The organism is Brucella sp. MAB-22, assembly GCF_025908475.1.
Taxonomy (GTDB): domain Bacteria; phylum Pseudomonadota; class Alphaproteobacteria; order Rhizobiales; family Rhizobiaceae; genus Brucella; species Brucella anthropi.
This window is the reverse complement of record NZ_CP109782.1, coordinates 241,601-267,332: the sequence shown is the minus strand read 5'-3', so window position 1 is coordinate 267,332 and position 25,732 is coordinate 241,601. Positions and strand designations below refer to the sequence as shown.

Genomic DNA, 25,732 nt, shown 5'->3' with positions numbered 1-25,732 from the left:
GCCTTTTGACATTACCCCTCCTGCCAGCCTGCTGTCAGGAGGGGTGTCGAACGGCGGTTTCCTTTTCCCGTTGGCGCTATAGTTTACCTTCACAAGGAAAAACCAGCGCGATGGGATGATGAGCATGTCGTACAGAAACCTATTCAAGGGAAGTGCCATCGCACTTGCCCTCTTTGCAGGCGCAGTTCAGTTTTCCAGCCTCGCGCAGGCACAGGTGGTCGTGTCTTCCAAGATCGACACTGAGGGCGGCGTCCTTGGCAACATCATTCTGGCCATTCTCAATGCAAATGGTATCCAGACCACTGATCGTATCCAGCTCGGCGCCACGCCGGTCGTCCGCAAGGCGATCACCGCTGGCGAAATCGACATCTATCCCGAATATACGGGCAATGCCGCCTTCTTCTTCAACAAGGCTGACGATCCGCTCTGGAAAGACCCAGCCAAAGCTTATGGGACTGCAAAGCAGCTCGATTACGATGCCAACAAGATCGTCTGGCTGGCGCCCTCACCGGCAAACAACACCTGGGGCATTGCGGTGCGCAAGGATGTCGCCGACGAAAACAAGCTTACGAACCTGAGCGAATTCGGAAAGTACATTTCAGGCGGCGGAAAGGTCATTCTGGCCGCATCCTCGGAATTCGTGAACTCGGCAGCAGCCCTGCCCGCTTTCCAGACCGCCTATAGCTTCACCCTGAAACCCGACCAGCTCATCACACTTTCCGGCGGAGACACGGCTGCAACCATTGCTGCTGCTGCCAACCAGACCAGCGGCGCCAACGCGGCCATGGTCTACGGCACCGATGGGGGTATCGCGCCTTCCGGACTTGTCGTTCTTGAAGACGACAAGCATGTGCAGCCGGTTTACCAGCCCGCCCCGATCATCCGTGAGGAAGTCTTGAAGAAAAATCCGAAGATCGAGGAACTTCTGAAACCCGTCTTCGAGAAACTCGACCTGACCACCCTTCAGGAACTCAACGGTCGCGTGCAACTGGGTGGCGAACCGGCAAAGGCGGTTGCCGAGGATTTTCTTAAAGCCAACGGATTTCTCAAGTAGAGAGCGCGATAACGGATAATTGCCGGGCATGAGTGCAACACACCAGACGATCCAGGCAAATGGCACGAGGGGCTTGTTTGCATATATCGACAAGCTCGGACTGGTCATTGCGGCAATCGCCTTATCGGGATTGCTTCTGCCATTCGCAAACTTTCGGGCAAACCGCATTGTTCAAGGCGAGCCTCGTTATCTTTTGGATGCCCTGCCACCCTCATTGGCGCTGCTGTTCGCCGCTGTCGTAGCGGCAGGACTGCTGATCGGCTTTGTCCGCAGCAACAATTTGTTGCGACTGTTCGCGGCTCTGTTCTGCCTCGCATCCGTCATGGTGGCAATCGGCCTGGCCGCGTCATATCTGTCGCCCGAAGGAAACAGATATGCGCGCGTTTCTCCGGCTTCCGGCTTTTGGCTGTTGTTTTTTGCGAGCGCACTTTATGTCGCGGATGGGCTGGTCCGGCTGCGTGCCGGTCCGTTTTTACGGGTCGGACTGCTGGTCATTGCAGGATTACTTCTGGCCGCGCTGCTTTCCTCAGGCCTCTGGGACAGCATCTCATTCATGAAGGAATATCAAAGCCGCGCGGACAGCTTCTGGAACGAAGCGGAGCGGCATATATCGTTGGCATTGGGATCGCTTGCAGCGGCGACCGCAGTGGGTATTCCGCTGGGGCTTGTCTGCCATCGCTTGGCCGGGTTGCGGGCTTTCGTTCTTAACAGCCTCAATATCGTGCAGACCATTCCGTCAATGGCCCTGTTCGGTATTTTGATTGCGCCACTCGGCTGGGTCGCCACGCAGTTTCCCTGGGCGGGTGCTATCGGTATTCGTGGTATCGGCGCTGCACCGGCATTCGTTGCGCTTTTCCTCTATTCGCTGCTGCCTATCGTGGCGAATACCGTCGCAGGGCTGGCACAGGTGCCGGAGCCGGTAACGGACGCAGCCCGCGGCATGGGCATGACGCGCCTGCAACGCCTCTTCAAAACGGAATTTCCGCTCGCTTTTCCCGTTATTCTCACCGGCATACGTATCGTCATGGTGCAGAATATCGGCCTGACGACCATCGCGGCATTGATTGGTGGCGGCGGCTTCGGAACATTCGTCTTTCAGGGCATTGGGCAAACGGCCATGGATCTTGTTCTGCTGGGTGCCTTGCCTACCGTTCTCCTCGCCTTTGCGGCTGCTGTCATTCTCGATGCAGCGATAGAAATCACCGGGAAAGGCAGCTCCCAATGATCGAATTCGACCATATCACGAAGCGCTATAACGGACGCGCAGCGGTGGACGCGGTGAGCTTCACCATCGAACCCCACAGTATTGCTGCCATTGTCGGGACGTCAGGTTCCGGCAAGACGACCCTCCTGCGGATGGTCAATCGTCTGGTCGAGCCGACCGACGGAGAAATCCGCATCGATGGCCGCAGCATCATGGACGAACCCGGTCATGTTCTGCGGCGGCGGATCGGTTACGTCATCCAGCAGAACGGACTGTTTCCGCATCGCACTGTCGCAGAAAACATAGCGACGGTTCCCCTTCTGCTTGGATGGCAGAAACAGCGCATCGATGCTCGCGTGGATGAACTGCTTGACCTCTTCCAGCTTGAACCGGCAGACTATCGCGACCGCTACCCGCATGAACTTTCCGGCGGGCAACAGCAACGCGTCGGTGTGGCACGCGCACTCGCTGCCGGGCCGAACATCCTTCTCATGGACGAGCCATTCGGGGCACTCGATCCGGTAATCCGAGCCAAGGCGCAGGAAGATCTGAAGGCGATCCAGAAGCGGCTCGGCACGACCATAATCCTTGTCACGCACGACATGGAGGAAGCCATATCGCTGGGTGATCGTATCGCCGTCATGGATGACGGAAAATTGCTGCAATATGGTCCACCGGCAGAAATTCTTGCCCGTCCGGCAACCGATTTCGTCGAACGTCTTGTCGGTACGGGCGAACGGCCTTTCCGCCTCCTCTCTCTCATGGACCTTAAAACCGTGCTCCAGCCCGGTGATGCAAGCGGTGCAACAATGCCGGTAACAGCGTCGCAACGCGATGCCCTTGCCGAGCTTCTGTGGTCAGGGCGCAAAGCCCTTCCCGTTCTTGACCATGATGGAAGGCCACTTGGACAAGTCACGCTCGACAGGCTTCTGCATCAGGCAGAGCGTCCGGCATGAAATTGTTCCTGTCCCTTGTTCCGCGTGCGCTGCTTCTGGGCGTTCTGCTGCTGTTTCTGTGGCGGCCCCATCTTTTCGAGCCGTTGTTTCGACCGCTTGTCGATGAGGGCGTCCCGGTCATTTATGATCGTGCAAACTTCGTGACACTGACTTTGCAGCATCTCGGCCTGGTCGCTCTGGCCGCACTTGCATCCACGATTGTAGCCGTCTCGATGGCAATCTTTGTTACCAGAAAGCAGGGCGCGGAGTTTCTGCCACTCTCACGCAGCCTTGTGAATATCGGCCAGACCTTTCCTCCAGTTGCAGTGCTGGCACTTGCAGTGCCGGTCTTCGGTTTCGGAGACAAGCCGACCCTGATTGCACTCTTCCTCTATGGTCTGCTTCCGATTTTTGAAAATACGCTGACAGGACTAACGACTCTGCCGCCTCCGGTTGTCGAAGCTGCACGCGGCATGGGGATGACCAGCGCGCAACGGCTTGTCAAAGTCGAGGTTCCCCTTGCCATGCCGGTTATTCTAGCGGGTATCAGACTTTCCGTTGTGATCGGCCTTGCAACGGCTACCATTGGCTCGACTGTCGCTGCCAGAACACTTGGAGAAGTCATCATCGCCGGGCTCATTTCCAACAATCTTGCTTTTGTTTTGCAAGGAGGGCTCGTCGTGGCCGCACTTGCCATACTCATCTTTGATGGGTTTCAGGCAATTGAACATTACCTCATGAAACGTTCCGGACGAGCCATCTGACAGCATAAGCCTCTTTGAAAGACGTCTCTGCATTCCTATATCCTTGCAAATAACCACAGCGAGGAACGGGATGAATATAGGGCAGGCAGCTGCAGCATCTGGCATATCGGCGAAGATGATCCGCCATTATGAAACAATCGGACTCATTGAAGCTGCCGAGAGAACCGGTTCGGGCTATCGCGTCTATACGCAGAAAGACGTTGAGACGCTGCGCTTCATCCGCCGCAGCCGCGATCTCGGTTTTCAGGTTGAACAGATCAAGGAACTGCTGACGCTCTGGCGCGATCGCAACCGCGCATCGGCTGACGTCAAGAAGGTAGCGCTTGGCCATGTCGAGGAGCTGGAAGCCAAGATGCGTCAGTTGCAGGAAATGGCTGATACGCTGCGCTACCTCGCGAAAAACTGCCACGGGGACAACCGCCCCGATTGCCCGATCATTCACCAGCTCGCAGAAAACAGCGTGGAAAGCCGCAAGCGCCCGGCTCCGCGAAAAGGTGAGTTGCTGCACGGCAAAATCTGAGATTTTCAAATGAAAGCGCCGGGATCACTCCCGGCGTTTTCGTTTCACATCACCAGCTCAGCCTTTCGGCAGAGTATAGGCGATCACGTAATCGCCGGGCTTGGTGCCAACAGAACCATGCCCGCCGGCAACCATCAGAACGAATTGCTGATCGCCGACCGTATAGCTCATTGGCGTCGACTGCCCGCCAGCAGGAAGCCGTGCTTCCCAGAGCTGCTTGCCCGAAGTCAGGTCATAGGCGCGCAGATAATCATCCACGGCTGCACCAAGGAAGGCAACGCCGCCTGCGGTGATCATCGGTCCGCCAATGCCCGGGACGCCGACCTTCAGCGGAAGTGGAACCGGTGACATATCGCGGATCGTTCCATTCCGATGTTTGTAGGCAATCTTACCGGTTCGCAAGTCAACACCAGCGACATAACCCCATGGCGGCGTCTGGCAGGGAATACCGAGCGGACCCAGGAATGGTCCCATGAAGACGCCATAAGGCGCGCCGTCGTTGCGGTTCAAGCCCTGCTCGCTTCCCTTTTCATCCTGTCCTTTCGGCGGAATGTCCGCGCGTGGAACGAGGCGCGAGGTGAAGGCGAGATAGGTCGGCATACCGAACATGACTTGCCGCACCGGATCGACGGCCACGCTGCCCCAGTTGAACACACCGAAATTGCCCGGATAGACAATCGTTCCGCGCAGCGAAGGCGGGGTATATCGGCCTTCATAGAACAGCTCGTGGAACTTGATACGACAAGCGAGCTGATCGAACATCGTCACACCCCACATGTCGCTTTCGCGCAAGGGTGGCGGACTGAAAGTAAGATCGGAGATCGGCTGCGTCGGCGCAGTATGGTCCTCGGGTATCGCGCCTGTCGGAGCTGGAATTTCCCTGACTGGAATGATCGGCTCGCCAGTGCGTCGATCCAGAACATAGAGATCGCCCTGCTTCGTCGGTCCGACCAGTGCCGGAACCCCGTTGATTTCCAGCAGGACCGGCTGGGCTGGAACGTCCATATCCCATAGATCATGGTGAACAGTCTGGCGCACCCAGCGAAGCTGTCCAGTGTTCACATCGAGAGCGACGATGGACGAGGAAAACTTCTCCACATTCTCGCTGCGGTCCATACCAAGCTGGTCGGGCACCTTGTTGCCGAGCGGAACAAAGATCAGCCCGAGCTTCTCATCGACGCTTGAAACGGACCAGCTATTGGGTGAGTTGGTCGTGTAGTGCTCGCCCTCCGGCAGCGGCGTGGTGACATCCGGATTGCCCGAATCCCAGTTCCACAGCAGTTGGCCAGTGCGGATATCGAATGCGCGAATGACGCCGGACTGTTCTTCCGTCGAATAATTATCGTTGACGGCACCGCCAACGATGATCTTGTCGCCGACGACCGCAGGGGGCGAAGTGGAGTAGTAATACCCTGCCGGATTGTATTTCATGCCGTGGCTCAGATCGAGAGTTCCACCATTGGCGAAATCCGTGCAGATTTCTCCGGTGGCCGTATCCAGTGCAATCAATCGTGCATCAGATGTCGGTAGATAGACACGCTCGGCGCATTTCGCTCCAGCTGTTGCGGTCGCATCTTTCCAGTAGCTCACACCACGGCAGGTCTGGTGCTGGCGGTCTGTATTGAAACCGACCTTGGGATCGAATTTCCACTTTTCCTTGCCGGTCGCCGCATCCAGCGCAATAGCCCAGTTATGCGGCGTGCAGAGATAAAGGGAATCGCCGATCTTGAGCGGCGTGACCTGATAGGTCGTTTCGCCCACATCCTGCGGCTGCTTCACATCGCCGGTCTGATACTGCCAGGCAACCTGAAGCTTGGAGACATTCTCCGGCGTTATCTGCGCCAGTGGCGAATAGCGCTGACCGTAAGGCGTTCGACCATATTGATGCCATTCACCATCGGGCATGTTGCCGCCAAGATCGGGCGTTGCAGCGACCTTCTCCGTCGGCAGGTCTCCGGCAATATTGTAGGTATCCTGTGTTATCGCATAGCCTGCGACCACGACTGCGATCACCGAGGCTGCGGCCAGCGGCAGACCACTATCGCCTGCTCCGTTATTCAATGGTTTCCTGATCCAGGGCGTCAGCATCCAGAAGCCGAGCAGCACGATGATGCCGCCGCGTGCGCCAAGCTGCCACCAATCGAAGCCGACTTCATAAACGGCCCAGCCGAGCGATCCAAGAATGACAAGCGCATAGACCCATAATGCTGAAGCGCTGCGCCGGGAAAGCAAAACGGCGGTCAGCAGAAAGCCGATCGCTGCGAGTATGTAATACCAGCTACCGCCGAGTGCGGCGAGCCAGATGCCTCCCGCGCCGAGCGCAAGCCCGATCAGGAAAAGAACAATAGAAGTTAACCAGATAAGCAAGACATTACCCCCTTCTAGCACAACCGGCATCCCGTCATATGGGCAGGGAAGCCGGGCGGATTAACCGCTCACCAATTTCGAGGCATTCCAGATATGGCCAGATATGGTCAGATATAGGTTGCAAGTCTTGCAGCAATCCGTGTGCCGCACAACTCCCTGCTGCCTACATATCCACATAGGCGAGCATGGAAAAAATCTAGGGAGCGGCAGAGTAATTCTTTCGCCGGAAAGGTCGGGAGGGACTGGTTTCAGTCCAAACGGCATCCTTAATTAAGGCAGAGTGCCGAAAAGAAGCTTTGAGCCGTCAGAAGACGCGAAACGTTGCGCGAATAGGCGTATTTTCGCCCATCAATTGCGGCGAACGCATGGCAAAACTGTGTATATTCCGGCTTTCAGGAGGCTTTTCGGTGACATCACGCAGAGCCGCGCATGATGAGGTGGCTATCGAGACGGCGAATTTCCTTCTCGACGGCTGCCCCGCTTTCCTGCGCATTGATCCGCGAGAAAAGCATATCGAGACCCAGTTGCGCGATTTGCCGATAATCCTGCGCAACCGTCGTCAGCGGCGGACAGGTGAAGCGGCTGAGAGGATGGTCGTCATGACCGGCGACACGAAGATCGCAGCCCTCCTCGCGCCCGACATGGCGCCGACGCTCGAATGCCGCGGAAATAACGCCAAAAGCCAGACGATCATTGGCACACAGAACCGTGCGCGTCGGAAACCCGCCGCGATCAAAAATCCGGCCTGCCTCCTGATAGCCCAGTTCCTCGAAATTCCAGTTCTTTGCTTCTATGGGAAGGACGATCGGTTCAACGCCAAGCCTTTCCATGGTTTCGATATAGGCCGAACGCCGTTCCAGCGCATTCTGGTTTACGGCCGGCATTTCGAGGAAGCAGGGGTGTTCCCCCGTTCGATAGAGATACTCAGTGATATTCCCGATGCTCTGACGATTATCCGTGCCGACGAACGGCTGATCGTCGCTGATACGGCTGTCCAGGAAAACTGCAGGCGTCGAGTTCGACAGACTGGAAAGAAGCTTCTCATCCGTATCGAAACCGAGCGGAGCCATCAGAACACCCGCAATCTTGAGAGACATCAAGGTGCGCATCGCCCGCGCTTCGAGTTTTCTCTCACCATGAGATGACAGCACGATGGTCCAGTAGCCCTCCGCCAGACAGCGCATCTCGATCTGGCGAATGATTTCCGCGTAGAATGGATCGGATATATGCGGGACGATAACGCCGATGTTCTTCGGCTTCTTGCGATTGAGGCTGACTGCAAAAATGTTGGGCTGATAATTATAGTCTTTCAACGCCTTTTCGATACGAGCCCGCGTGGAAGGCTTTACGCTTTCAGGATTGTCGAAATATTTCGAGACCGTAGGACGAGACAATCCGCTTGCCGCCGCGAACTCTTCCATCGTCCTGATCTTCTGTTCGGTCATGCCCTGCTTTTCCCATTGGGGTATCGAAGCGATTTTTCGGCGCCACCCACTTTTCTTTTCATGCGTAAATTTATTTCCGCCCAGAAGCAACAAATTTCAACACAACAGTGCTCAGTAGTCCACGCCTTCACGTGCTTGATGCAGTTCACGCCTATGTAACCTGCCCAAATTCAATCGTTATAATTTTTACACGTGAAAAATTTTATATTGACACACTGAACAAGCTCTAGCATGTCTAGGGGAGCTCAATCACGAGCTGAAGGCCCTGCCCTTCGGGAGGTTTGAAGTTGGCGACAACTGACGGACCAGCAGGAAAACCGTTGTTCATGTCCCATAGAAGGACGCCCCGGCGAGCGCCGGTCATTCGGAGGAAATCATGTTTCGCAAATCGCTCAGCCGTATTCTCTTTTCCGGCGTAGCTCTGGCCATGATGGCAGGTGCTGCATCTGCCGAAGGCATCGGCGCATCGCTTCTGACCCAGCAGCATCCGTTCTACATCGCGCTCGCAGATGCGATGAAGAAGGAAGCGCAGGCAGAAAATGTACCGCTGGAAGTCTCCATCGCCAATCAGGACCTGAGCAAGCAGCTCGCCGATGTGGAAGATTTCATCACCAAGGGCGTTGACGTCATCATCATCTCGCCGGTTGACAGCAAGGGCGTTCGCTCGGCCATCAACAAGGCTGAAAAGGCTGGCATCAAGGTCATTACCGTCGACGTACCGGCCAACAATGTTGATGTGACCTCCTTTGTGGGCACGGACAACTTCGCAGGCGGCGAAAAGGCTGCCGAACTGATGGCCAAAACCATTGGTGAAAAGGGCAATGTCGCCGTGATCGATTACCCGACGGTTCAGTCGGTCGTGGACCGTATTGAAGGCTTCAAGAAGGGCATTGCCAAATATCCCGACATCAAGATCGTGGCGATCCAGCCGGGCATCACCCGTCCGGAAGCTCTTTCGGCTGCCCAGAACATCCTTCAGGCCAATCCGGATATTGTCGGCATCTTCGGTTTCGGTGACGATGCTGCGCTGGCTGCTGCCTCGGCAGTAAAGTCGGCCAAGCTTGAAAACCAGGTCAAGGTGATCGGCTTCGATGGCATGGAAGAAGCCCGCAATGCCGTCAAAAACGACCCGGTCATGGTCGGCGTTATCGCCCAGTACCCGGACCAGATGGGCAAGGTTGCAGTTGAAACCGCTGCCAAGGTCATCAAGGGCGAGGAAGTTCCAGCCAAGCAGCCAATCGTTCCGGGCGTCGTCACCAAGGACGGCGAAACCAAGTAACACCGCGTGAAACAGCGGCACTCCTCCCAGTCGCTGTTTCCTATCTGCGTGCGGCGGCCCGGCGAACACCACACGCCTTGCCGCCGCCGCAACCCTTTTGAATTGCAGACTTCGCTCGGGATCGATCTTAAAATCCACTGCGAAACTGAATAACGGAGAGTGGAGGCCCCCAAAGTGACAGATACCGAGACAGCCACCAGATCCGAACGAAACGCCCTGCCGGATACGGTGCTTGAAATTCGCGATGTGGCGAAATCCTTCGGCCCGGTCATCGCGCTCAAGCGCATGAACCTGACCGTGCGTCGCGGCCGCGTGCATACACTTCTTGGCGAAAACGGCGCCGGAAAATCCACCCTAATGAAGATTCTGGCTGGCGTTTTCAAGCCAACCTCCGGCACCATTTTGCTCAAGGGCGCGGCCTATACGCCGAAAGACCCGCGCGATGCCCGTGCAAATGGCATCGCCATCGTCTTTCAGGAATTGAGCCTGTCGCGCAATCTCAGCGTGGCCGAAAACATCTTCGCCAATCATGAGCCAAGCCGCTTCGGTTTTGTGCGGGAGCGCGAACTGAACGCCGCTGCCGACAAGCTCATCGATGAGCTTGGTCTGCCTGTCGATGCACGCGCAAAGGTTGGCGACCTGTCGATTGCCCAGCGCCAGCTCGTCGAAATCGCCAAGGGCCTGAGCCAGCCTGCTGACGTCGTCATTCTGGATGAGCCGACCTCATCGCTCTCCGACAGCGAAGCGGAAATCCTGTTTTCGATTATCGAGCGCCTGAAAGCCAGGGGCACAGCCGTTATTTATATTTCGCATCGCATGGAAGAAATCATGCGGCTTTCCGACGACATTACGGTCGTTCGCGATGGCGAATATGTAACGACCACCGAGAAGAGTGAGACCACGATCGAGCGACTGATCGCCCTGATGGTCGGCCGTGAGATGAACGACATCTATCCGCCGCGCGAAGCGCCGAGACCATCGGCAAGCGTGCCGCCCATACTTGAAACGAAGAACCTCTCGGTTGCGGGCAAATTCAACGATGTTTCCATCGACGTGAAACCCGGCGAAGTTCTGGGGCTTTTCGGACTGGTCGGTTCTGGCCGTTCGGACGTGATGAAGGCATTGTTCGGTATGCTGCGGCCCACGGGCGAAATCAGGCTCGACGGCAAAGCCATCACCCTCTCCTCACCGACCGACGCCATCCGCAACGGCATTGCTTTCGTGACCGAGAACCGCAAGGAAGAAGGTCTCGTTCTTCCGCATAGCGTTGAGCGCAACATCAACATGGTTGGGCTCGGACAGCTTGCAGGGCCTTTCGGCCTGATGCGTTCCAGAGCAGAGCGCTCCGCCGCCAAGGCGGAAGTTCTGCGTCTTGCCATCAAGACCGCATCCATCGACACGGTTGCCGGGTCGCTCAGCGGCGGCAACCAGCAGAAGATCGTGCTGGCAAAGTGGCTGCAGACAAAGCCGCGCATCCTCATTCTCGATGAGCCGACACGCGGCGTCGATGTCGGCGCGAAATTCGAAATCTATCGCATCATCCGTGAACTTGCCGCCAATGGCGCGGCGATCCTGATGGTTTCCTCCGAACTGCCGGAAGTGCTGGGCCTGAGCGACCGCGTGGCCGTCATGCATAACAAGCATGTCGCCGCCATTGTCGATGCCGATGGCCTCACGCCAGAAACCGTCATGAGCTACGCAGCAGGAATGCACCTATGAGCAACGCACAAAATATTCAGAAGAAAGCCGTGGACGCGGAAGTCCGCCGTTCGCTTTTCAGCTCCCCGCTGGTTCGCCAGTATGGCGGTATCATCATCTCGCTGGCCGTGCTCTGCGTGGTCTTTGCGGTGCTGAACCCGCGCTTTCTCGCCTTCAACAACTTCATGAACATCATGCAGCAGGTGGCGGTGATTGCCGTTGCCGCCTATGGCATGACCTATGTGATCCTGCTTGGTGAAATCGACCTGTCCATCGGTTCGATCATCGCAGTTTCCGGCATGGTGGCAGCGCAAGCCTTCGCCATGGGCTTCGGCTTCGTGCCGACCGTCGTTTTCACCCTTGCGGCGGGCGCCATCATGGGCGGGCTGAACGGTGTGCTTTCGGCAAAGCTGATGCTGCCATCCTTCATCGTGACCGTTGCGACAATGGGCATCTATCGCGGCATGGTCAGTCTGCCGACCAATGGCGCGCCTGAAATCATCGAAAACGATACCTGGCTTGCCATCGGCTCGGAAAACTGGCTCGGCCTGCCGATCATCATCTGGATCGTCGGCATCCTGTTCATCTTCAATTATATCCTGCTGTCGAAGACCGTTTTCGGCCGCCGCATCTATCTGTCGGGCGGCAACAAGGAAGCAGCGATCTATTCGGGCATCCGCGTCGACCGCATCAAGATCATCGTCTTCATGCTCTCCGGCGTCATGGCAGCCATCAGCGGCATTCTCCTCTCCTCGCGCCTGTCCTCAGCACAGACCAATGCAGGCATGGGCTATGAACTCGACGCCATTGCGGCGGTCGTGCTTGGGGGCACCTCGCTTGCCGGCGGCGTCGGCACCATGGTCGGCACCATTCTGGGCGCGCTCATCATCGGTGTCATCAACAACGGCATGAACATGCTGTCGGTGCCCTATTTCTATCAGCTCATCGTCAAGGGCGTGGTCATTCTGGTTGCCGTCTGGCTGGACGTGCGCTCGAAATCCATGCGTACGTAATCGCGGTGCACCTTATGAAAAAGATCATCACCATCGGCGAGATCGTCGTCGAAATCATGGCCGTGGAAACCGGCAACGGTTTCAAGACCGCCATCCCATTGATCGGGCCGTTCGCCTCCGGCGCGCCCGCAATCTTCATCGATCAGGCCGCCAAGATGGGCCAGTCTTGCGGCATGGTCAGCGCGGTCGGCAATGATGACTTCGGCGCGCTCAATATCGAGCGCTTGCAGAAGGACGGCGTGGATATTTCGGCCATCGGCGTACATCCGACAGCCGCCACCGGCAGCGCTTTCGTGCGTTATCGCCCGGATGGCAATCGCGATTTCATCTTCAACATCAAGCACAGCGCATGCAGCGCCATCGGCCTGACGCCGGAAGCTGAAATGCTGATCGAGACCGCCGATCACCTGCATATCATGGGCTCCGCCCTGTTCTCCGAAGGCATTGTTTCTGCAATCCACGAGGCGACGATCCGTATCAAGGCGAAGGGTGGCACCGTGTCCTTCGACCCGAATATCCGCAAGGAAATGCTGGAATTGCCGGGCATGCGCCAGGCACTGGCCCATGCGCTGGAAAACACCGACCTGTTCATGCCGAGCGGCCCGGAAATTTTCCTCTTCACCAAGGCGACCGAGGAAAAGGCAGCCGTGGAAGAACTGCTGGCGCGGGGCGTGAAGGCCGTCGTGGTCAAGCGCGGCGCGGAAGGCGCAAGCTATTTCGATCAGTCCGGCGAAGTTTTCGCGCCTGCTTTCAAGGTCGATGAGATCGACCCGACCGGAGCGGGCGATAGTTTTGGCGCGGCATTCGTCACCTGCTGGCTGCGCGACATGGCACCGAAAGAAGCCCTCGTCATCGCCAACGCCACCGGCGCACGCGCCGTCGGCGTCAAGGGACCGATGGAAGGCACCTCGACCATGGCCGAAATTGAAGCCTTCCTTCAGAAAAACGGAGTTCCAGCATGAGCAGCACGAAGGTTCTGAGCGCACTTCCCGCCCGTTACGCCAGCGGCATTCGCGGCGGCATTACGTCGATCTGCTCTGCGCATCCGCTGGTGATTGAAGCAGCCCTTCTTGAAGGCATCGCGACCGAGACCGACGTGCTGATCGAGGCCACCTGCAATCAGGTCAATCAGGACGGCGGCTATACAGGCATGACGCCCGCCGACTTCCGCCGTTTTGTGGAAGACATCGCCGCCCGTGTCGGCTTCGACACCAAGCGGCTTATTCTGGGCGGCGACCATCTCGGCCCCAACCCGTGGAAGCATCTGCCCGCCGAAGAAGCCCTTGCGAAGTCGGATGTGATGATCGACGCCTTCGTGCGCGCAGGCTTCACCAAAATCCATCTCGATACGTCGATGGGTTGCGCTGGCGAACCGGTCGCGCTGCCTGATGCCGTGACCGCCGGGCGCGCTGCGCGTCTGGCCAAGGTTTCGGAAGCAGCGGCCCGTGAAGCCGGATACGACCTGCCTGTCTATATCATCGGAACGGAAGTCCCGATTCCTGGCGGCGCGATGGAAGAAATCGAAGAGCTGGAGCTGACCAAGCCGGGTGCGGCGGTCGAAACCGTCGCCATTCACCGCAAGGCTTTTGCAGCACTCGGACTGGAAGACGCTTTTGCCCGCGCCATCGGTGTCGTGGTGCAGCCGGGCGTCGAGTTCGGCAACGAAAATGTCGTCTTTTATAACAGCGAGAAGGCGACAGCTCTCAGCGGCGTTCTCAGCGAAATGGCGCAATTCGTCTTTGAAGCCCACTCCACCGACTATCAGCCGGTGGAAGCGCTTTCCGATCTGGTTGATGACGGTTTCACCATTCTGAAAGTCGGCCCCGGCCTGACTTTTGCACTGCGCGAAGCACTCTATGGCCTCGACCAGATTGCAGCTTTCCTCGACAAACTGCCGGAAGAAGAAACCCTGCGCGGCAAGATGGAAGCGCTGCTTCTCGCAGAGCCGAAGAACTGGGAAAAATATTACCACGGTGATGCGGAAGAACTGCGCCTGCAACGCCATTTCTCCTATAGCGACCGCATTCGCTATTACTGGCCGCATCCGGTCGCAACTGCTGCCGTCGATGCGCTTTTGAACCGTCTGGAAGGGCGCAAGATACCGGAAACGCTGATCAGTCAGTATCTGGGCACGCTTTATCCAGCAGTCGCCTCGGGTGAGATTGAAGCGACGCCCCACGCCTTGATGGTGGAGGCCGTCCGCAATGTGGTCCGGACATACGGCAAGGCTGTCGGAACCCACTGAAATCGAAAGGCGCGGTCAACACCGCGCCTTTCTTTTGCTCAGGCCTCTATCGGGCTTTTAAAAGCCTTGAGCCGCAAGGCATTGCTCAGCACGAAGATGCTGGAGAAAGCCATGGCGCCTGCCGCCAGAACCGGTGACAACAACGTGCCAGTGAACGGATAGAGGACACCCGCCGCGACAGGGATCAGCGCGACGTTATAGGCAAAGGCCCAGAACAGGTTTTCGCTGATATTACGGATCGTCGCCTTCGATATGGCAATGGCATTGACCACGCCGCGAAGATCGCCCGACATCAACACCACATCTGCGCTTTCGATCGCAATATCCGTGCCGGTTCCAATCGCAATACCGACATCGGCAGCAGCCAGTGCAGGCGCATCGTTGATACCGTCCCCGACAAAAGCAATCCGCTTGCCACCTGCCGAAAGCCGCTTCAACGCTTCAACCTTGCCGTCCGGCAGCACTTCTGCAACGACTTCATCGATGCCGAGACGTTTTGCGATGGCTTCCGCCGTGCGGCGGTTATCGCCGGTGATCATGGCGACCTTCAGCCCCTGCTCGTGCAGGGCAGCAATCGCCGCTGGCGTGGTTTCCTTCATCGGGTCGGCAACAGTCAGGATTGCTGCCAGCTTACCATCGACAGCTGCATAGAGCGGAGACTGCCCCTCATCGCCGAGACGCTTCGCGTCATTGGCAAAGACAGCAACGTCATGACCAAGCTTTGCCATGTAACGATCAGCGCCGATGGCAATCTCATGGCCGGACACATGAGCCTTCAGTCCAAATCCAGGAACGGCTTCGAAAGCCGATACATCCGCAAGCTTCAATCCCTTCTCTTTCGCTGCTTCCACAATCGCGTCGGCAATCGGGTGTTCGGAACGTGCCTCCACAGCCGCGACAAGCGCCAGAAGTTCGTCCTTCTCAAAGCCTTCGACGGTCGCGAAATGAGCCAAAGCGGGCTTTCCCTGTGTCAGTGTCCCCGTTTTGTCCACGGCAATAACGGAAGCATCGCGCAAGGTCTGCAATGCGTCACCGCGGCGAAACAGGACGCCGAACTCGGCTGCACGACCGGTACCGACCATGATGGACGTTGGTGTGGCCAGGCCCATGGCACACGGGCAGGCGATGATGAGAACCGCAATGGCGTTCACCAGCGCGTAACCCAGCATGCCCGTGCCGCCGATCACAAGCCACAATGCAAAAGTCAAAGCGGCAGCCGCCATCACAGCGGGTACGAACCAGCCGGTCACCTTGTCGACCTTTGCCTGAATTGGCAGCTTGTCGGCCTGAGCGTCCTCGACCATGCGGATGATCTGCGAGATCACCATATCGCGGCCAACCTTGGTGGCACGGAAGGTGAAAGCACCGGTTTTGTTGATCGTACCGCCGACCACTTCCGCGCCTTTTTCCTTGGCAACAGGCACAGGCTCGCCGGTAATCATCGATTCATCCACATAGGACGAACCTTCGATCACCTCGCCGTCGACCGGCACTTTCTCGCCGGGGCGGACTTGCACGACGTCACCAGCGCGAACATCTTCCAGCGGCACATCGATCGTCTCGCCATTACGCACCACACGCGCCGATTTCGCCTGCAGGCCAACCAGCCGGCTGATAGCCGCACTGGTGCGTCCCTTGGCACGCGCCTCCAGATAACGCCCGATCAGGATCAATGTGACGATGACGGCGGCAGCCTCGAAATAAACATTCACCGTGCCTTCCGGCAGCACGCCGGGAAGGAAAGTCGCGACCACCGAATAGCCCCATGCGGCAAGCGTGCCAACCACAACCAGCGAATTCATGTCAGGCGTGCCGCGCAACAGCGCCGGAATGCCTTTCTTGAAAAAGCGCAATCCCGGACCGAACAGAACCAGCGTGGTGAGCACAAGCTGCAGATACCAGCTGTTCTGCATGCCGATCCTGTCCATGACGAACATATGAACCGCAGGGATCAGATGCGAACCCATTTCCATAACGAAAACAGGCAAGGTCAAAACGGCAGAGAGAATGACGCTTTTCTTCAGTTCTGCCGCTTCAGCATCCCGCTTCTCGGACTGGGTTTCCTGCTTGACGTCGCTCTGCGCGTCACCCAGCGAACGCGCCTCATAACCTGCCTGTTCAACCGCCTTGATGAGTTCGGAGGGCTGTACCGGCCCGGCCAGTTCCACATGGGCACGTTCAGTTGCGAGATTAACACTGGCGCGTGTTACGCCCGGCACAGCATTCAGCGCCTTCTCAACCTTGCTAACGCAGGAAGCGCAAGTCATGCCTTCAATAGCGAGATCAATGTTCCCTGCCGGGACATCATAACCCGCCTTGCGAATGGCATCGATCACCGACGGCAAATCCGGTTCGCCCTTGAAAGTCACGTCGGCGCGTTCCGTTGCAAGATTGACGGAAACCTTGTCGACGCCCGGAACTTTGGACACGGCTTTTTCAACGGATGACACGCAAGACGCGCAACTCATCCCTTCGACGGGCACTGGAAAACTGATGGTTTCGTGATTAACAGGCTTGTTCATGGCAATCCCTTTCATCGCCCGGAAAGGGCATAATTCGAGAGTTGCTCCTTAGATAGGCCTTCCCACCGTTGGAAGGTCAAGCCCTTTTTAAGGCGAGGTTCGATTTGGACTTTTCGTTTGGTGTTATGGCTTTTCGAGCGCCGCTCAATAACAAGTGGGCGATGCCCTAAATCGGCAATCTGTTGTGTGCCGCAGGCATTTCCAGACCGACATTGCTGCGATTCTGGATAAAGGAATGCACGTCTCCGGCAGGCATTGGCCGCCCGGTCAGGAAACCCTGCACCTCACCAAAACGCTCGGTCTTCAAACGTTCCAGCTGTTGTGCGGTTTCCACGCCCTCGGCCGTCGTGACAATATTGAAGCCCGCACCGAGCGTTGCCACAGCCTGAATGATGGCCAGATCGCGCGTATCGACTTCGATCCCGGAAACGAAACTGCGATCAATCTTGATCTTATCAAATGGGAATGATCGCAAATAGCTCAAAGAGGAATAGCCGGTCCCGAAATCATCCATCGCGATACGAACACCCAATCGGCGAAGTTCGAACAGCAACTCGATATTGTTCTTGCTGTTCGACAGGAAGACCGACTCCGTGATTTCAAGCTCGAGCCTGTCGGGTGAAAGACGCGCTGCTTCCAACGCATCCGTGACGGAATTCAAGAGCGTGGTTTGACTGAACTGGACCGGTGAAAGATTGACCGAGACTTTTATGTCCTCCGGCCAGAGCACAGCTTCCCGACATGCAGTCCTTAGAACCCAGTCGCCGATCGGTCCGATGAGCCCGGTTTCTTCTGCCAGTGGAATGAATTCCGCCGGTGAAACCATACCGCGATCAGGATGACGCCAGCGGATCAGCGCTTCAAAGCCGGAAATCTTGCCGCTCTCAAGATTGAAAATCGGTTGATAATGCAGTTCAAACTGTTCATCCAGCAGAGCCTGACGAAGTTCGCCGGTCATGACATAACGCTTCTCCGCCGCCAGACGCAGGGAGTGCTGATAGAACCGGAATGTACGGCGTCCACCTGATTTTGAAGCATAAAGCGCGAGATCGGCATTGCGCATCAGCACGTCGGGGTTGTCTCCATGCAATGGCGCCTGGGCGATGCCCATGCTGCAGGCGACGAATTCTGAATTGCGCACCAGTTCGAACGGATCCTGAAAAGCAGAAAGGATACGGTCAGCGAACATTGCAATTTGTGCCAGCGTCCCGCTCCGGTAGACAATGGCAAATTCGTCGCCTCCCAGCCGGGCAATGAATTCGTCCGAAGTCGTGATCTGCTTCAGTCGACGCGCCACTTCCTGCAAAAGCTGGTCGCCAGCCTGATGCCCTATATTGTCGTTGATGTTCTTGAAATGATCGATATCAAGGTAGAACAAGGCAAAAGGCTCGGAATCCCCGCCCTTTTTCAACAAACTCTCTACATGGTGAGCAAAATAGGCGCGGTTCGGCAAGCCTGTCAGACTGTCATGCATGGCAATATGTGCCATACGTTCCTCAATCTCACGCCGTTCGGTTATATCCTCAACGAGCCCGATCAAATAGCGGGGCTCGTTGCCCTCGACCGGTGGGATCGAACATTTTATGATCCGCATCGTTCGCGACGTTCCGTCCTTGCGCTCGATCTTGCGTTCGACGTTCAACACGCCCCGACGCCGCATCGCTGTGCGATCTTGCTGGATGATGACGGTTGCCTCGCGTTCAGGGAAAAGATCGAGGTCGGTCGAGCCGATGGCTTCGTCTACCGGCTGTCCGCTCGCCGCTGATGCGGCCTGATTGTAGAGCACATACCGACCGTCATCGTGCATATCCTTGACGAAGACACCAAGCGGCAGATTGTTGACGAGGCTGTCCAGCAGGGTTTGGGCGTGGTTTGCCTGACGATTGGCTTCTGCCAACTCTGTCCTGTCCTGAACAATGGCGAGAATCGCTTCCTTGCCGTCGAAAAGAACCTGGCGTCCATAAGTCAGAACATCAATAATTTCACCATTCGCGCGCAGATGCTGCCAGCGCTCCGGTCGTTCAAGGTCGCTGCGATCACGAATGGCAGCCAGCATTCGATCCCGTTCTGTCTGGGGTCGAATATCGAGCACTGTCATGCCCGGAATTTCATCAGCAGTGTATCCATAGAGCCGATAGGCAGCGTCATTCATCACGATGAAATGCAGCGTCTCCGGGTCATAAACCCACATCGGTGTCGGATGGGTTGTGAAAAGGATGCGGAAGTCCTGCTCGGACGTGCGCGCCATCGTGCCTTCCGTCGAAGCTGAAGCGCCCCTCCGCTTCCTCATCGTAAATCCCTCATCCAACTGATCCTACTGGATAATCTCGATCCACCCTACAAGTGGACCGTCAAGTTTCATGGCACCATGAGTAACACGCGGAAGATGCACCCCGAACATAGATTAAAGCCGAGAATTTTAATAAACCATATACAAATTGAGGGTCGATTTAAGGATTTTCTTTAAAACTGCATTTTTCCATCGCTTGACCGGCTTCAACTTCCAGCCTATGCCTAAAGACGCAAAATTCGTTGGGGTGCCTTCGAAGCAATATCAGGAAAAGTGCCAAGCGGTTTTCCGTCCGATATTGCGACACAAAAGGCTGAGAGACGCTGATCGCGTTAACCCATTGAACCTGATCCGGGTAATACCTGCGTAGGGAACGGAGTTTGACGCGTCGCAGCCGAGGGGTTCCCTCATCGGAGTTCAAGCTCCAAACAGGTTCATGACGTCTCATTTTTCCGTTCGGAATGAGAGACGTGATGATGGACCAAAAAAACAGTTTCTCCCGAACCACATCAAACGGCAGTGCGGCATTCGTGCCCATATGCGTGACTATTGCCGGTTCCGATAGTGGTGGCGGAGCTGGCATTCAGGCCGACCTCAAGACATTCTCGGCGCTCGGCGTCTATGGTGCGAGCGTCATTGCCGCTGTGACCGTGCAGAACACCTGCACGGTGAGCGCGGTGCACGATATCCCGCCCGCCATCGTCGCAGGGCAGATCGATGCCGTCTTCAGCGATCTCGATGTAGCGGCGGTGAAGATCGGCATGGTTTCCGTGCCCGAAACCATCGAGGCCATAGCGCGGGGCCTTGCGCATTTCTCCGGCCCTGTCGTACTCGACCCGGTGATGGTTGCAAAATCCGGCGACCGGCTTTTGAGCGAAAACGCCATTGCGCTTTTGCGCCAGAAACTGGTTCCGCTGGCCACGCTGCTGACGCCCAACCGGCCTGAAGCGGCCTGCCTGCTCGACAGCGATCTGGCTCGCGACGATGTAGACGCCGAAGAACAGGGGCGTGCCTTGCTCGAACTCGGCGCGAAAGCTGTTTTGATGAAGGGCGGCCATGCGGAAGGCGAAATCTGCGTCGACCTGCTGGTTCGCCGCGATCAGCCCACGTTGCGTGTTGAGGCACCGCGTATCCGGACCGCCAACACCCATGGCACGGGCTGCACGCTCTCCTCAGCCATTGCTGCAGAGCTTGCCAAGAACCTGCCGCTCGAAAAAGCAGTCATCGCAGCCCATGCCTATCTGCAAGGGGCAATCCGCGCCGCCGATGCGTTGAAGATCGGACACGGCCATGGGCCTGTTCATCACTTCCATAATCTCTGGAAAGTTCCCTCAGAGGAGGCCGTGTGATGCGCGTCACCATCATCGGAGCAGGTGTCGCCGGTCTAGTGTGCGCGGCAGAATTTCACGATCAGGGACATGCAGTCACTGTCATTGCCAAAAGCACTGAGATCGGTTCCGACAGCTGCTCATGGTTTGCAGGCGGAATGCTGGCACCATGGTGCGAAGGCGAGAGCGCGGAAGAGCCGGTCGTTCGTTTGGGACAGGAAGCGATCGGCTGGTGGGAGCGGCACGTTTCGACAGTCCATCGCAAGGGTACGCTTGTGCTCTCGCACACACGCGATGCGACCGAACTGCGCCGCTTTGCCCGCCGGACGGAAGCATTTGACACCATTGATCAAGACCAGATCGATGCGCTGGAACCAGACCTTGCCGGCCGTTTTCGGCAGGGACTTTTCTTCGCGGCAGAAGGCCATCTCAACCCGCGCCAGACACTGATCGAGCTCGCCGAAAAACTGCAGAAGAAAGGCGTCGTCTTTCATCTGGGGCAAGATGCGAAAGACGTCAAAGTCGAGGCCGACATTACCGTCGATGCACGTGGTCTTGCAGCGCGTGATCAGTTGCAGGACCTGCGCGGCGTCAAGGGTGAAATGCTGGTTGTGCGCTCGCGCGATATTAATCTCAAGCGACCCATACGCCTCCTGCATCCGCGGATTCCGCTCTACATCGTGCCACGCGGCGACGGCGTGCACATGATCGGCGCAACCATGATCGAAAGCGATGAGCGGGGTGGCATCAGCGTGCGCTCGACGCTGGAACTCTTGAGCGCCGCTTATGCCTTGCATCCGGCCTTCGGCGAGGCGGAAATCCTCGAAACCGGCGTCGATGCGCGTCCGGCCTTTCCCGACAATCTGCCCCGCGTCCGACGGCGCGGCAAAACCGTCTATGTCAACGGGCTTTACCGCCACGGCTTCCTGCTCTCGCCGGCGATAGCGCGCATGGCGGTTGCGAGCGCGACCATGCCGGAGGATGCGCCAGAGCCCAAACCAGAATTTGTGGAGGACTATGCATGACGATCGTGCTGAACGGTGAGGTCATCACCACGGCAGCCGCCAATCTGGCGGCGCTGCTCGCCGAAATCGAACTGGATGAAGCGGTTGTTGCAACCGCGCTGAACGGCGAATTCGTGGCCAGCGACGAGCGCGCAGCCGCGACCCTGTCGGCTGGCGACCGCATCGAAGTTCTGGCCCCGATGCAGGGAGGCTGAGATGCTGGAATTCTACGGACAAAAATTTGAAAGCCGCCTGCTGCTCGGCACGGCGCAATATCCATCGCCTGCCATATTAGCCGATGCGGTGCGCGCTTCGCAAAGCGATATCGTCACCGTCTCGCTGCGTCGTGAGAGTGGCGAGGCTCGCGCCGGACAGGATTTCTGGGCGCTTATCCGGGAGCTGGGCGTAGCCGTTCTGCCCAACACGGCAGGCTGCCACACACCGCGCGAAGCGGTGACCACGGCAAAAATGGCGCGCGAAATCTTCGGCACCAACTGGATCAAGCTGGAAGTGATCGGTGATACCGACACATTGCAGCCAGACCCGTTCGGACTGGTCGAGGCAGCGCGCGCACTCTGCGACGACGGCTTCGAGGTCTTTCCCTATATGAATGACGATCTGGTCGTCGCGGAAAGGCTCATTGAAGCCGGTTGCAAGGTGCTGATGCCCTGGGGGGCGCCCATCGGCTCAGGCCGTGGCCTCAACAACCCTTATGCGCTGAAAACTATGCGGGCGCATTTCCCCGATATTCCATTGGTCGTCGATGCAGGCATCGGGGTGCCGTCCCATGCGGCGGCGGCGATGGAGTTGGGCTATGACGCCGTACTCATCAACACCGCCGTCGCCAAGGCTGGTGATCCCGTCGCCATGGCACGCGGTTTCGCGCTTGCAGTCGAAGCCGGGCGGCTTGCCTTTGAAGCCGACGCCATCGAGGCGCGTGACATGGCCGCGCCATCCACCCCTCTTCTCGGAAAGGCATTTTTGTGATGGCCCTCGATCCGTTCTACCCGATCTTCGACAGCGCAAAATGGCTGGAGCGCATGGTGCCGCTCGGCGTCAAGCTGGTGCAACTGCGCGTCAAGGATAAGAGCGAGCCGGAGCTGCGCAGTGAAATCCGCGTCGCACGGGAAATCTGCCTTGCACATGGCTGCCAATTGATCGTCAACGACTATTGGAAGCTCGCGCTGGAGGAAGGCTGCGACTTCATCCATCTCGGGCAGGAAGACCTCGACGATGCCGATCTCAGTGCCATTCGCGACGGTGGCTTGAAACTGGGTGTTTCAAGCCATGACGAGGCCGAACTGGACCGTGCCTTGTCGGTGAAGCCTGACTATATCGCACTCGGCCCCATCTATCCGACCATTTTGAAAAAGATGAAGTGGCACGAGCAGGGCCTGCCGCGCCTTGGACAATGGAAAGCGCGCATCGGCGACATTCCGCTGGTGGGCATCGGTGGCATGAGCGTTGAACGCGCGCCCGGTGTTTTCGAAGCAGGCGCCGATATCGTTTCCGTCGTCACCGACATCACCCTCAATGCCGACCCCGAAAGCCGCCTGCGCCAATGGATCGAAACCACGCGCGCTTATGCAGGCCATGCTCTGGAGCAGACCACATGAAAAAGACCGCCTTCGCCGCCCTGTTCGGCCTCGCCCTCACGGCTGCCACTTCGGCTCACGCTGACGACAAGCTGAAGCTCATTCTCGACTGGTATGTGAACCCCGATCACGGCCCCATCATCGTCGCCGACAAGCTCGGCTATTTCAAGGATGCAGGGCTGGACGTGGATATCGTCGCACCTGCTGACGCCTCGACGCCCACCAAGATGGTGGCGGCAGGACAGGCGGATCTCGCCATTTCCTATCAGCAGCAGGTGCATCTTCAGGTGCATGAAGGCCTGCCGCTTATCCGCGTCGGCACGTTGATCGACTCGCCGCTCAACTGCCTGATGACCAGAGACGATGGATCGGTGAATTCCATCGCCGATCTCAAGGGCAAGAAGATCGGCTATTCGGTCGCCGGAACCGAGGAAACATTGCTCGGCACCATTCTCGGCCAGCACGGCGTCAAACTCTCGGATGTCGAGCTCATCAATGTGAATTTCTCGCTCGCGCCATCGCTGATGTCGAAGCAGGTCGATGCGGTAATGGGTGCCTATCGCAATGTCGAACTGAACCAGATGGCTGTCGAAGGCGTGCCCGGAAAATGCTTCTTCGTCGAGGAAGAAGGCGTGCCGGTTTATGACGAGCTCGTCTATGTCGCAGCTTCCGACAAATTGGACGCGGCGGAAAAGGACAAGATCGCACGCTTCCTCTCGGCTACCGAGAAGGCCGCGCAGTATATCGTCAATCACCCGGAGAAGAGCTACGACGTCTTCGCATCCTATAGTTCCGAACTCAAGGACGAGCTGAACCAGCGCGCCTGGAAAGACACGGTCGCCCGTTTCTCCCGCTCGCCTGCAAGTCTCGATTACGGACGCTGGAGCCGCTACGAAACCTATCTCAAGGAAAACGGTCTCGTGCCTTCGGTCCTTCCGGTCGAAAAATTCGCCATCGACGTCAACGCGGAAGGGAGCAAGTCATGAGCCAGCCGCAACCGCATTATTCATCCGAACTGTTCACGCGCCTGCGCGCCGCGACGCTTGATGACTGGAAGCCCTACATCGATCATGAATTCGTGCGCGGATTGGGTGACGGCACGTTACCCAAGGCGGCCTTCCTGCATTATCTCCGTCAGGATTATGTCTATCTGCACCACTATGCCCGCGCCTTTGCGCTCGGCGTCGTCAAGGCCAACACACTGCAGGAAACACGGCTCTGCGCCCAAATCATGCATGGTCTGGCCGTCACGGAACTGCCGCTCCATGTCGGCATTTGTGCCCGCGAAGGGATCAGCGAGGACGAGCTTTACGCCACGCGGGAGGAGCCGGAAAACCTCGCTTATACGCGCTATGTGCTCGACTGCGGACAGGCGGGCGATTTCCTCGACCTGCTGACGGCGCTCGTGCCCTGCGCACACGGCTACGGCGAGATCGGCCTCAACCTTGCCGTGACCGCCCTGCCCGGTACGCCTTATCAAGAATGGATCGACACCTATGCGGGGCCTGACTATCAGGACATGTGCCACACGGTCGGCAAGCTGTTCGATCAAGCCGCAAAGGACCGCATCGGCGACGACTTTGAGAAAAGCCCGCGCTGGCCAAGGCTCTGCCAGATTTTCGCGACGGCAAGCAGGCTCGAAGCCGATTTCTGGTCTATGGGCTTGAAGGCCGGATAGTGAACGAAGCACTCCCGAACCGAAGTCGAAAAAAGCGTGCTGCCGACGGTTTACTGTCGGCAGCCATAGCGCTTGCCATCTGGCAGGCGGTGGTGAGCATCGGCCAGATGCCGCGCTTCATCCTGCCCGGCCCGCTGGATGTGGTGCGGTCACTGATCGGCAATGCCGGGCTGATTGCCGAAAACGCTGCCGCCACTATCGGCGAAGTTCTGGGCGGTCTGGCGCTCGGCTGCGCGGTTGGGATCGCAACCGCCATTTGCCTGATGATGTCACCGCTAGCACAGCGGCTCGTCATGCCCGCCATGGTGTTCAGTCAGGCGATCCCAATCTTCGCGCTCGCCCCCATTTTGACTTTGTGGCTTGGCTACGGTCCCGCATCGAAGATTGCAGTCACAGTGCTGATGATCTTCTTTCCCGTCGTGTCGACATTCTTCGACGGCATGCGGCGGACCGACAGCAGCCTTATCGACGCAGCGGAAATTCTCGGTGCCGGACGCATGGCGATCCTGTTTCGCATCCGCATCCCATCCGCCTTTCCTTCGCTGGCGTCGGGTCTGAGCCTCGCCGCAGTCTATGCGCCCATCGGCGCTGTAGTCGGCGAATGGGTGGGCGCATCGAAAGGTCTCGGCTATCTGATGCTGCTCGCCAATGGACGCGCCAAGGTGGATCTGATGTTCGCCTGCCTGTTCGTGCTGGCGGCATTCACCATGCTGCTGCACGGCACCGTGTCGCATTTCGCCCGCAAGCTTGCTGCCTGGCCTAAAAAAGCCGCATAAAAAACCGGCGGTTTC

22 protein-coding genes and 1 riboswitch are annotated in these 25,732 nt (G+C 57.7%); of the genes, 18 read left to right on the top strand and 4 right to left on the bottom strand.

What is annotated here, in order from left to right:
- Positions 1 to 124 precede the first annotated feature (124 nt).
- The 5 genes from OHI65_RS10755 (at position 125) to cueR (ending at position 4,477) form a co-directional block, all read left to right on the top strand.
- Complete coding sequence (locus tag OHI65_RS10755) at positions 125 to 1,054, top strand: ABC transporter substrate-binding protein (protein WP_264358829.1); 930 nt, start codon at positions 125 to 127, stop codon at positions 1,052 to 1,054.
- A 19-nt stretch (positions 1,055 to 1,073) separates the two neighbouring features.
- Positions 1,074 to 2,279 (top strand): ABC transporter permease, encoded by a 1,206-nt coding sequence (locus OHI65_RS10750; RefSeq protein WP_413541926.1) that lies wholly within the window; start codon positions 1,074 to 1,076, stop codon positions 2,277 to 2,279.
- Positions 2,276 to 3,214, top strand: coding sequence for an ABC transporter ATP-binding protein (locus tag OHI65_RS10745; RefSeq protein WP_094514728.1), 939 nt, complete (start codon positions 2,276 to 2,278; stop codon positions 3,212 to 3,214). The genes OHI65_RS10750 and OHI65_RS10745 overlap by 4 nt, the downstream gene beginning before the upstream one ends.
- Entirely contained in the window at positions 3,211 to 3,957 is a 747-nt protein-coding gene (locus tag OHI65_RS10740) for an ABC transporter permease (RefSeq protein WP_040128950.1), read from the top strand. Before OHI65_RS10745 ends, OHI65_RS10740 begins: the two co-directional genes overlap by 4 nt.
- A 70-nt stretch (positions 3,958 to 4,027) precedes the next feature.
- Positions 4,028 to 4,477, top strand: a complete 450-nt coding sequence (gene cueR, locus OHI65_RS10735; RefSeq protein WP_010658066.1) for a Cu(I)-responsive transcriptional regulator — start codon at positions 4,028 to 4,030, stop codon at positions 4,475 to 4,477.
- 57 nt (positions 4,478 to 4,534) lie between these two features.
- On the opposite strand, the gene OHI65_RS10730 is transcribed toward cueR, so the two are convergent.
- Positions 4,535 to 6,844: a glucose/quinate/shikimate family membrane-bound PQQ-dependent dehydrogenase gene (locus tag OHI65_RS10730; RefSeq protein ID WP_094514754.1), complete on the bottom strand. Its 2,310-nt coding sequence runs from the start codon at positions 6,842 to 6,844 to the stop codon at positions 4,535 to 4,537.
- Between the two features lie 413 nt (positions 6,845 to 7,257).
- Entirely contained in the window at positions 7,258 to 8,289 is a 1,032-nt protein-coding gene (locus tag OHI65_RS10725) for a LacI family DNA-binding transcriptional regulator (RefSeq protein ID WP_040128952.1), read from the bottom strand.
- A 376-nt stretch (positions 8,290 to 8,665) separates the two neighbouring features.
- On the opposite strand from OHI65_RS10725, the gene OHI65_RS10720 reads away from it, so the two are divergent.
- The 5 genes from OHI65_RS10720 to OHI65_RS10700 all read left to right on the top strand — a co-directional run bounded on the left by OHI65_RS10720 (position 8,666) and on the right by OHI65_RS10700 (position 14,524).
- Complete coding sequence (locus OHI65_RS10720; protein ID WP_011982477.1) at positions 8,666 to 9,568, top strand: substrate-binding domain-containing protein; 903 nt, start codon at positions 8,666 to 8,668, stop codon at positions 9,566 to 9,568.
- Between the two features lie 174 nt (positions 9,569 to 9,742).
- Positions 9,743 to 11,287: a sugar ABC transporter ATP-binding protein gene (locus OHI65_RS10715; protein WP_264358827.1), complete on the top strand. Its 1,545-nt coding sequence runs from the start codon at positions 9,743 to 9,745 to the stop codon at positions 11,285 to 11,287.
- A complete protein-coding gene (locus OHI65_RS10710) occupies positions 11,284 to 12,279 on the top strand; it encodes an ABC transporter permease (protein WP_029925857.1) in 996 nt (331 codons plus the stop codon). The genes OHI65_RS10715 and OHI65_RS10710 overlap by 4 nt, the downstream gene beginning before the upstream one ends.
- A 14-nt stretch (positions 12,280 to 12,293) precedes the next feature.
- Positions 12,294 to 13,241: a sugar kinase gene (locus OHI65_RS10705; protein ID WP_011982474.1), complete on the top strand. Its 948-nt coding sequence runs from the start codon at positions 12,294 to 12,296 to the stop codon at positions 13,239 to 13,241.
- Entirely contained in the window at positions 13,238 to 14,524 is a 1,287-nt protein-coding gene (locus tag OHI65_RS10700; protein ID WP_264358826.1) for a D-tagatose-bisphosphate aldolase, class II, non-catalytic subunit, read from the top strand. The genes OHI65_RS10705 and OHI65_RS10700 overlap by 4 nt, the downstream gene beginning before the upstream one ends.
- 38 nt (positions 14,525 to 14,562) lie before the next feature.
- Here OHI65_RS10700 and OHI65_RS10695 read toward each other — a convergent pair whose 3' ends face one another.
- Positions 14,563 to 17,046, bottom strand: a complete 2,484-nt coding sequence (locus OHI65_RS10695) for a heavy metal translocating P-type ATPase (RefSeq protein WP_029375860.1) — start codon at positions 17,044 to 17,046, stop codon at positions 14,563 to 14,565.
- A gap of 166 nt (positions 17,047 to 17,212) precedes the next feature.
- A complete protein-coding gene (locus tag OHI65_RS10690; RefSeq protein WP_029375859.1) occupies positions 17,213 to 19,336 on the bottom strand; it encodes a putative bifunctional diguanylate cyclase/phosphodiesterase in 2,124 nt (707 codons plus the stop codon).
- A 233-nt stretch (positions 19,337 to 19,569) separates the two neighbouring features.
- Positions 19,570 to 19,726, top strand: a riboswitch (TPP riboswitch).
- A gap of 86 nt (positions 19,727 to 19,812) precedes the next feature.
- On the opposite strand from OHI65_RS10690, the gene thiD reads away from it, so the two are divergent.
- Genes thiD through OHI65_RS10650 form a run of 8 tightly spaced genes read left to right on the top strand, consistent with a single transcriptional unit; the run spans position 19,813 to position 25,717 of the window.
- Complete coding sequence (thiD, locus tag OHI65_RS10685; RefSeq protein WP_264359153.1) at positions 19,813 to 20,685, top strand: bifunctional hydroxymethylpyrimidine kinase/phosphomethylpyrimidine kinase; 873 nt, start codon at positions 19,813 to 19,815, stop codon at positions 20,683 to 20,685.
- Positions 20,685 to 21,689: a glycine oxidase ThiO gene (gene thiO / locus OHI65_RS10680; protein WP_264358825.1), complete on the top strand. Its 1,005-nt coding sequence runs from the start codon at positions 20,685 to 20,687 to the stop codon at positions 21,687 to 21,689. The genes thiD and thiO overlap by 1 nt, the downstream gene beginning before the upstream one ends.
- Positions 21,686 to 21,883, top strand: a complete 198-nt coding sequence (thiS, locus tag OHI65_RS10675) for a sulfur carrier protein ThiS (protein ID WP_010658054.1) — start codon at positions 21,686 to 21,688, stop codon at positions 21,881 to 21,883. The genes thiO and thiS overlap by 4 nt, the downstream gene beginning before the upstream one ends.
- A gap of 1 nt (position 21,884) precedes the next feature.
- Positions 21,885 to 22,655 carry a thiazole synthase gene (locus tag OHI65_RS10670; RefSeq protein WP_011982468.1) on the top strand — a complete coding sequence of 257 codons (771 nt, stop codon included), beginning with the start codon at positions 21,885 to 21,887 and terminating at the stop codon, positions 22,653 to 22,655.
- The gene (locus OHI65_RS10665) at positions 22,652 to 23,284 is read left to right on the top strand and encodes a thiamine phosphate synthase (protein WP_192798903.1); all 633 of its coding nucleotides are present in this window, start codon (positions 22,652 to 22,654) and stop codon (positions 23,282 to 23,284) included. Before OHI65_RS10670 ends, OHI65_RS10665 begins: the two co-directional genes overlap by 4 nt.
- Complete coding sequence (locus tag OHI65_RS10660; RefSeq protein WP_011982466.1) at positions 23,281 to 24,249, top strand: ABC transporter substrate-binding protein; 969 nt, start codon at positions 23,281 to 23,283, stop codon at positions 24,247 to 24,249. The genes OHI65_RS10665 and OHI65_RS10660 overlap by 4 nt, the downstream gene beginning before the upstream one ends.
- Positions 24,246 to 24,941, top strand: a complete 696-nt coding sequence (tenA, locus tag OHI65_RS10655) for a thiaminase II (RefSeq protein WP_011982465.1) — start codon at positions 24,246 to 24,248, stop codon at positions 24,939 to 24,941. Before OHI65_RS10660 ends, tenA begins: the two co-directional genes overlap by 4 nt.
- Positions 24,941 to 25,717 (top strand): ABC transporter permease, encoded by a 777-nt coding sequence (locus OHI65_RS10650; protein WP_011982464.1) that lies wholly within the window; start codon positions 24,941 to 24,943, stop codon positions 25,715 to 25,717. The genes tenA and OHI65_RS10650 overlap by 1 nt, the downstream gene beginning before the upstream one ends.
- The last annotated feature ends 15 nt before the right edge of the window (positions 25,718 to 25,732 follow it).

Excerpts from the sequence above, each read along its gene's own strand:
- OHI65_RS10755 (WP_264358829.1), top strand. The coding sequence starts at position 125 with ATGTCGTACAGAAACCTATTCAAGGGAAGTGCCATCGCACTTGCCCTC.
- OHI65_RS10745 (WP_094514728.1), top strand. The coding sequence starts at position 2,276 with ATGATCGAATTCGACCATATCACGAAGCGCTATAACGGACGCGCAGCG.
- OHI65_RS10740 (WP_040128950.1), top strand. The coding sequence starts at position 3,211 with ATGAAATTGTTCCTGTCCCTTGTTCCGCGTGCGCTGCTTCTGGGCGTT.
- cueR (WP_010658066.1), top strand. The coding sequence starts at position 4,028 with ATGAATATAGGGCAGGCAGCTGCAGCATCTGGCATATCGGCGAAGATG.
- OHI65_RS10725 (WP_040128952.1), bottom strand. The coding sequence starts at position 8,289 with ATGACCGAACAGAAGATCAGGACGATGGAAGAGTTCGCGGCGGCAAGC.
- OHI65_RS10720 (WP_011982477.1), top strand. The coding sequence starts at position 8,666 with ATGTTTCGCAAATCGCTCAGCCGTATTCTCTTTTCCGGCGTAGCTCTG.
- OHI65_RS10710 (WP_029925857.1), top strand. The coding sequence starts at position 11,284 with ATGAGCAACGCACAAAATATTCAGAAGAAAGCCGTGGACGCGGAAGTC.
- OHI65_RS10705 (WP_011982474.1), top strand. The coding sequence starts at position 12,294 with ATGAAAAAGATCATCACCATCGGCGAGATCGTCGTCGAAATCATGGCC.
- OHI65_RS10700 (WP_264358826.1), top strand. The coding sequence starts at position 13,238 with ATGAGCAGCACGAAGGTTCTGAGCGCACTTCCCGCCCGTTACGCCAGC.
- OHI65_RS10695 (WP_029375860.1), bottom strand. The coding sequence starts at position 17,046 with ATGAACAAGCCTGTTAATCACGAAACCATCAGTTTTCCAGTGCCCGTC.
- OHI65_RS10690 (WP_029375859.1), bottom strand. The coding sequence starts at position 19,336 with ATGAGGAAGCGGAGGGGCGCTTCAGCTTCGACGGAAGGCACGATGGCG.
- thiD (WP_264359153.1), top strand. The coding sequence starts at position 19,813 with ATGGACCAAAAAAACAGTTTCTCCCGAACCACATCAAACGGCAGTGCG.
- thiO (WP_264358825.1), top strand. The coding sequence starts at position 20,685 with ATGCGCGTCACCATCATCGGAGCAGGTGTCGCCGGTCTAGTGTGCGCG.
- thiS (WP_010658054.1), top strand. The coding sequence starts at position 21,686 with ATGACGATCGTGCTGAACGGTGAGGTCATCACCACGGCAGCCGCCAAT.
- OHI65_RS10670 (WP_011982468.1), top strand. The coding sequence starts at position 21,885 with ATGCTGGAATTCTACGGACAAAAATTTGAAAGCCGCCTGCTGCTCGGC.
- OHI65_RS10660 (WP_011982466.1), top strand. The coding sequence starts at position 23,281 with ATGAAAAAGACCGCCTTCGCCGCCCTGTTCGGCCTCGCCCTCACGGCT.
- tenA (WP_011982465.1), top strand. The coding sequence starts at position 24,246 with ATGAGCCAGCCGCAACCGCATTATTCATCCGAACTGTTCACGCGCCTG.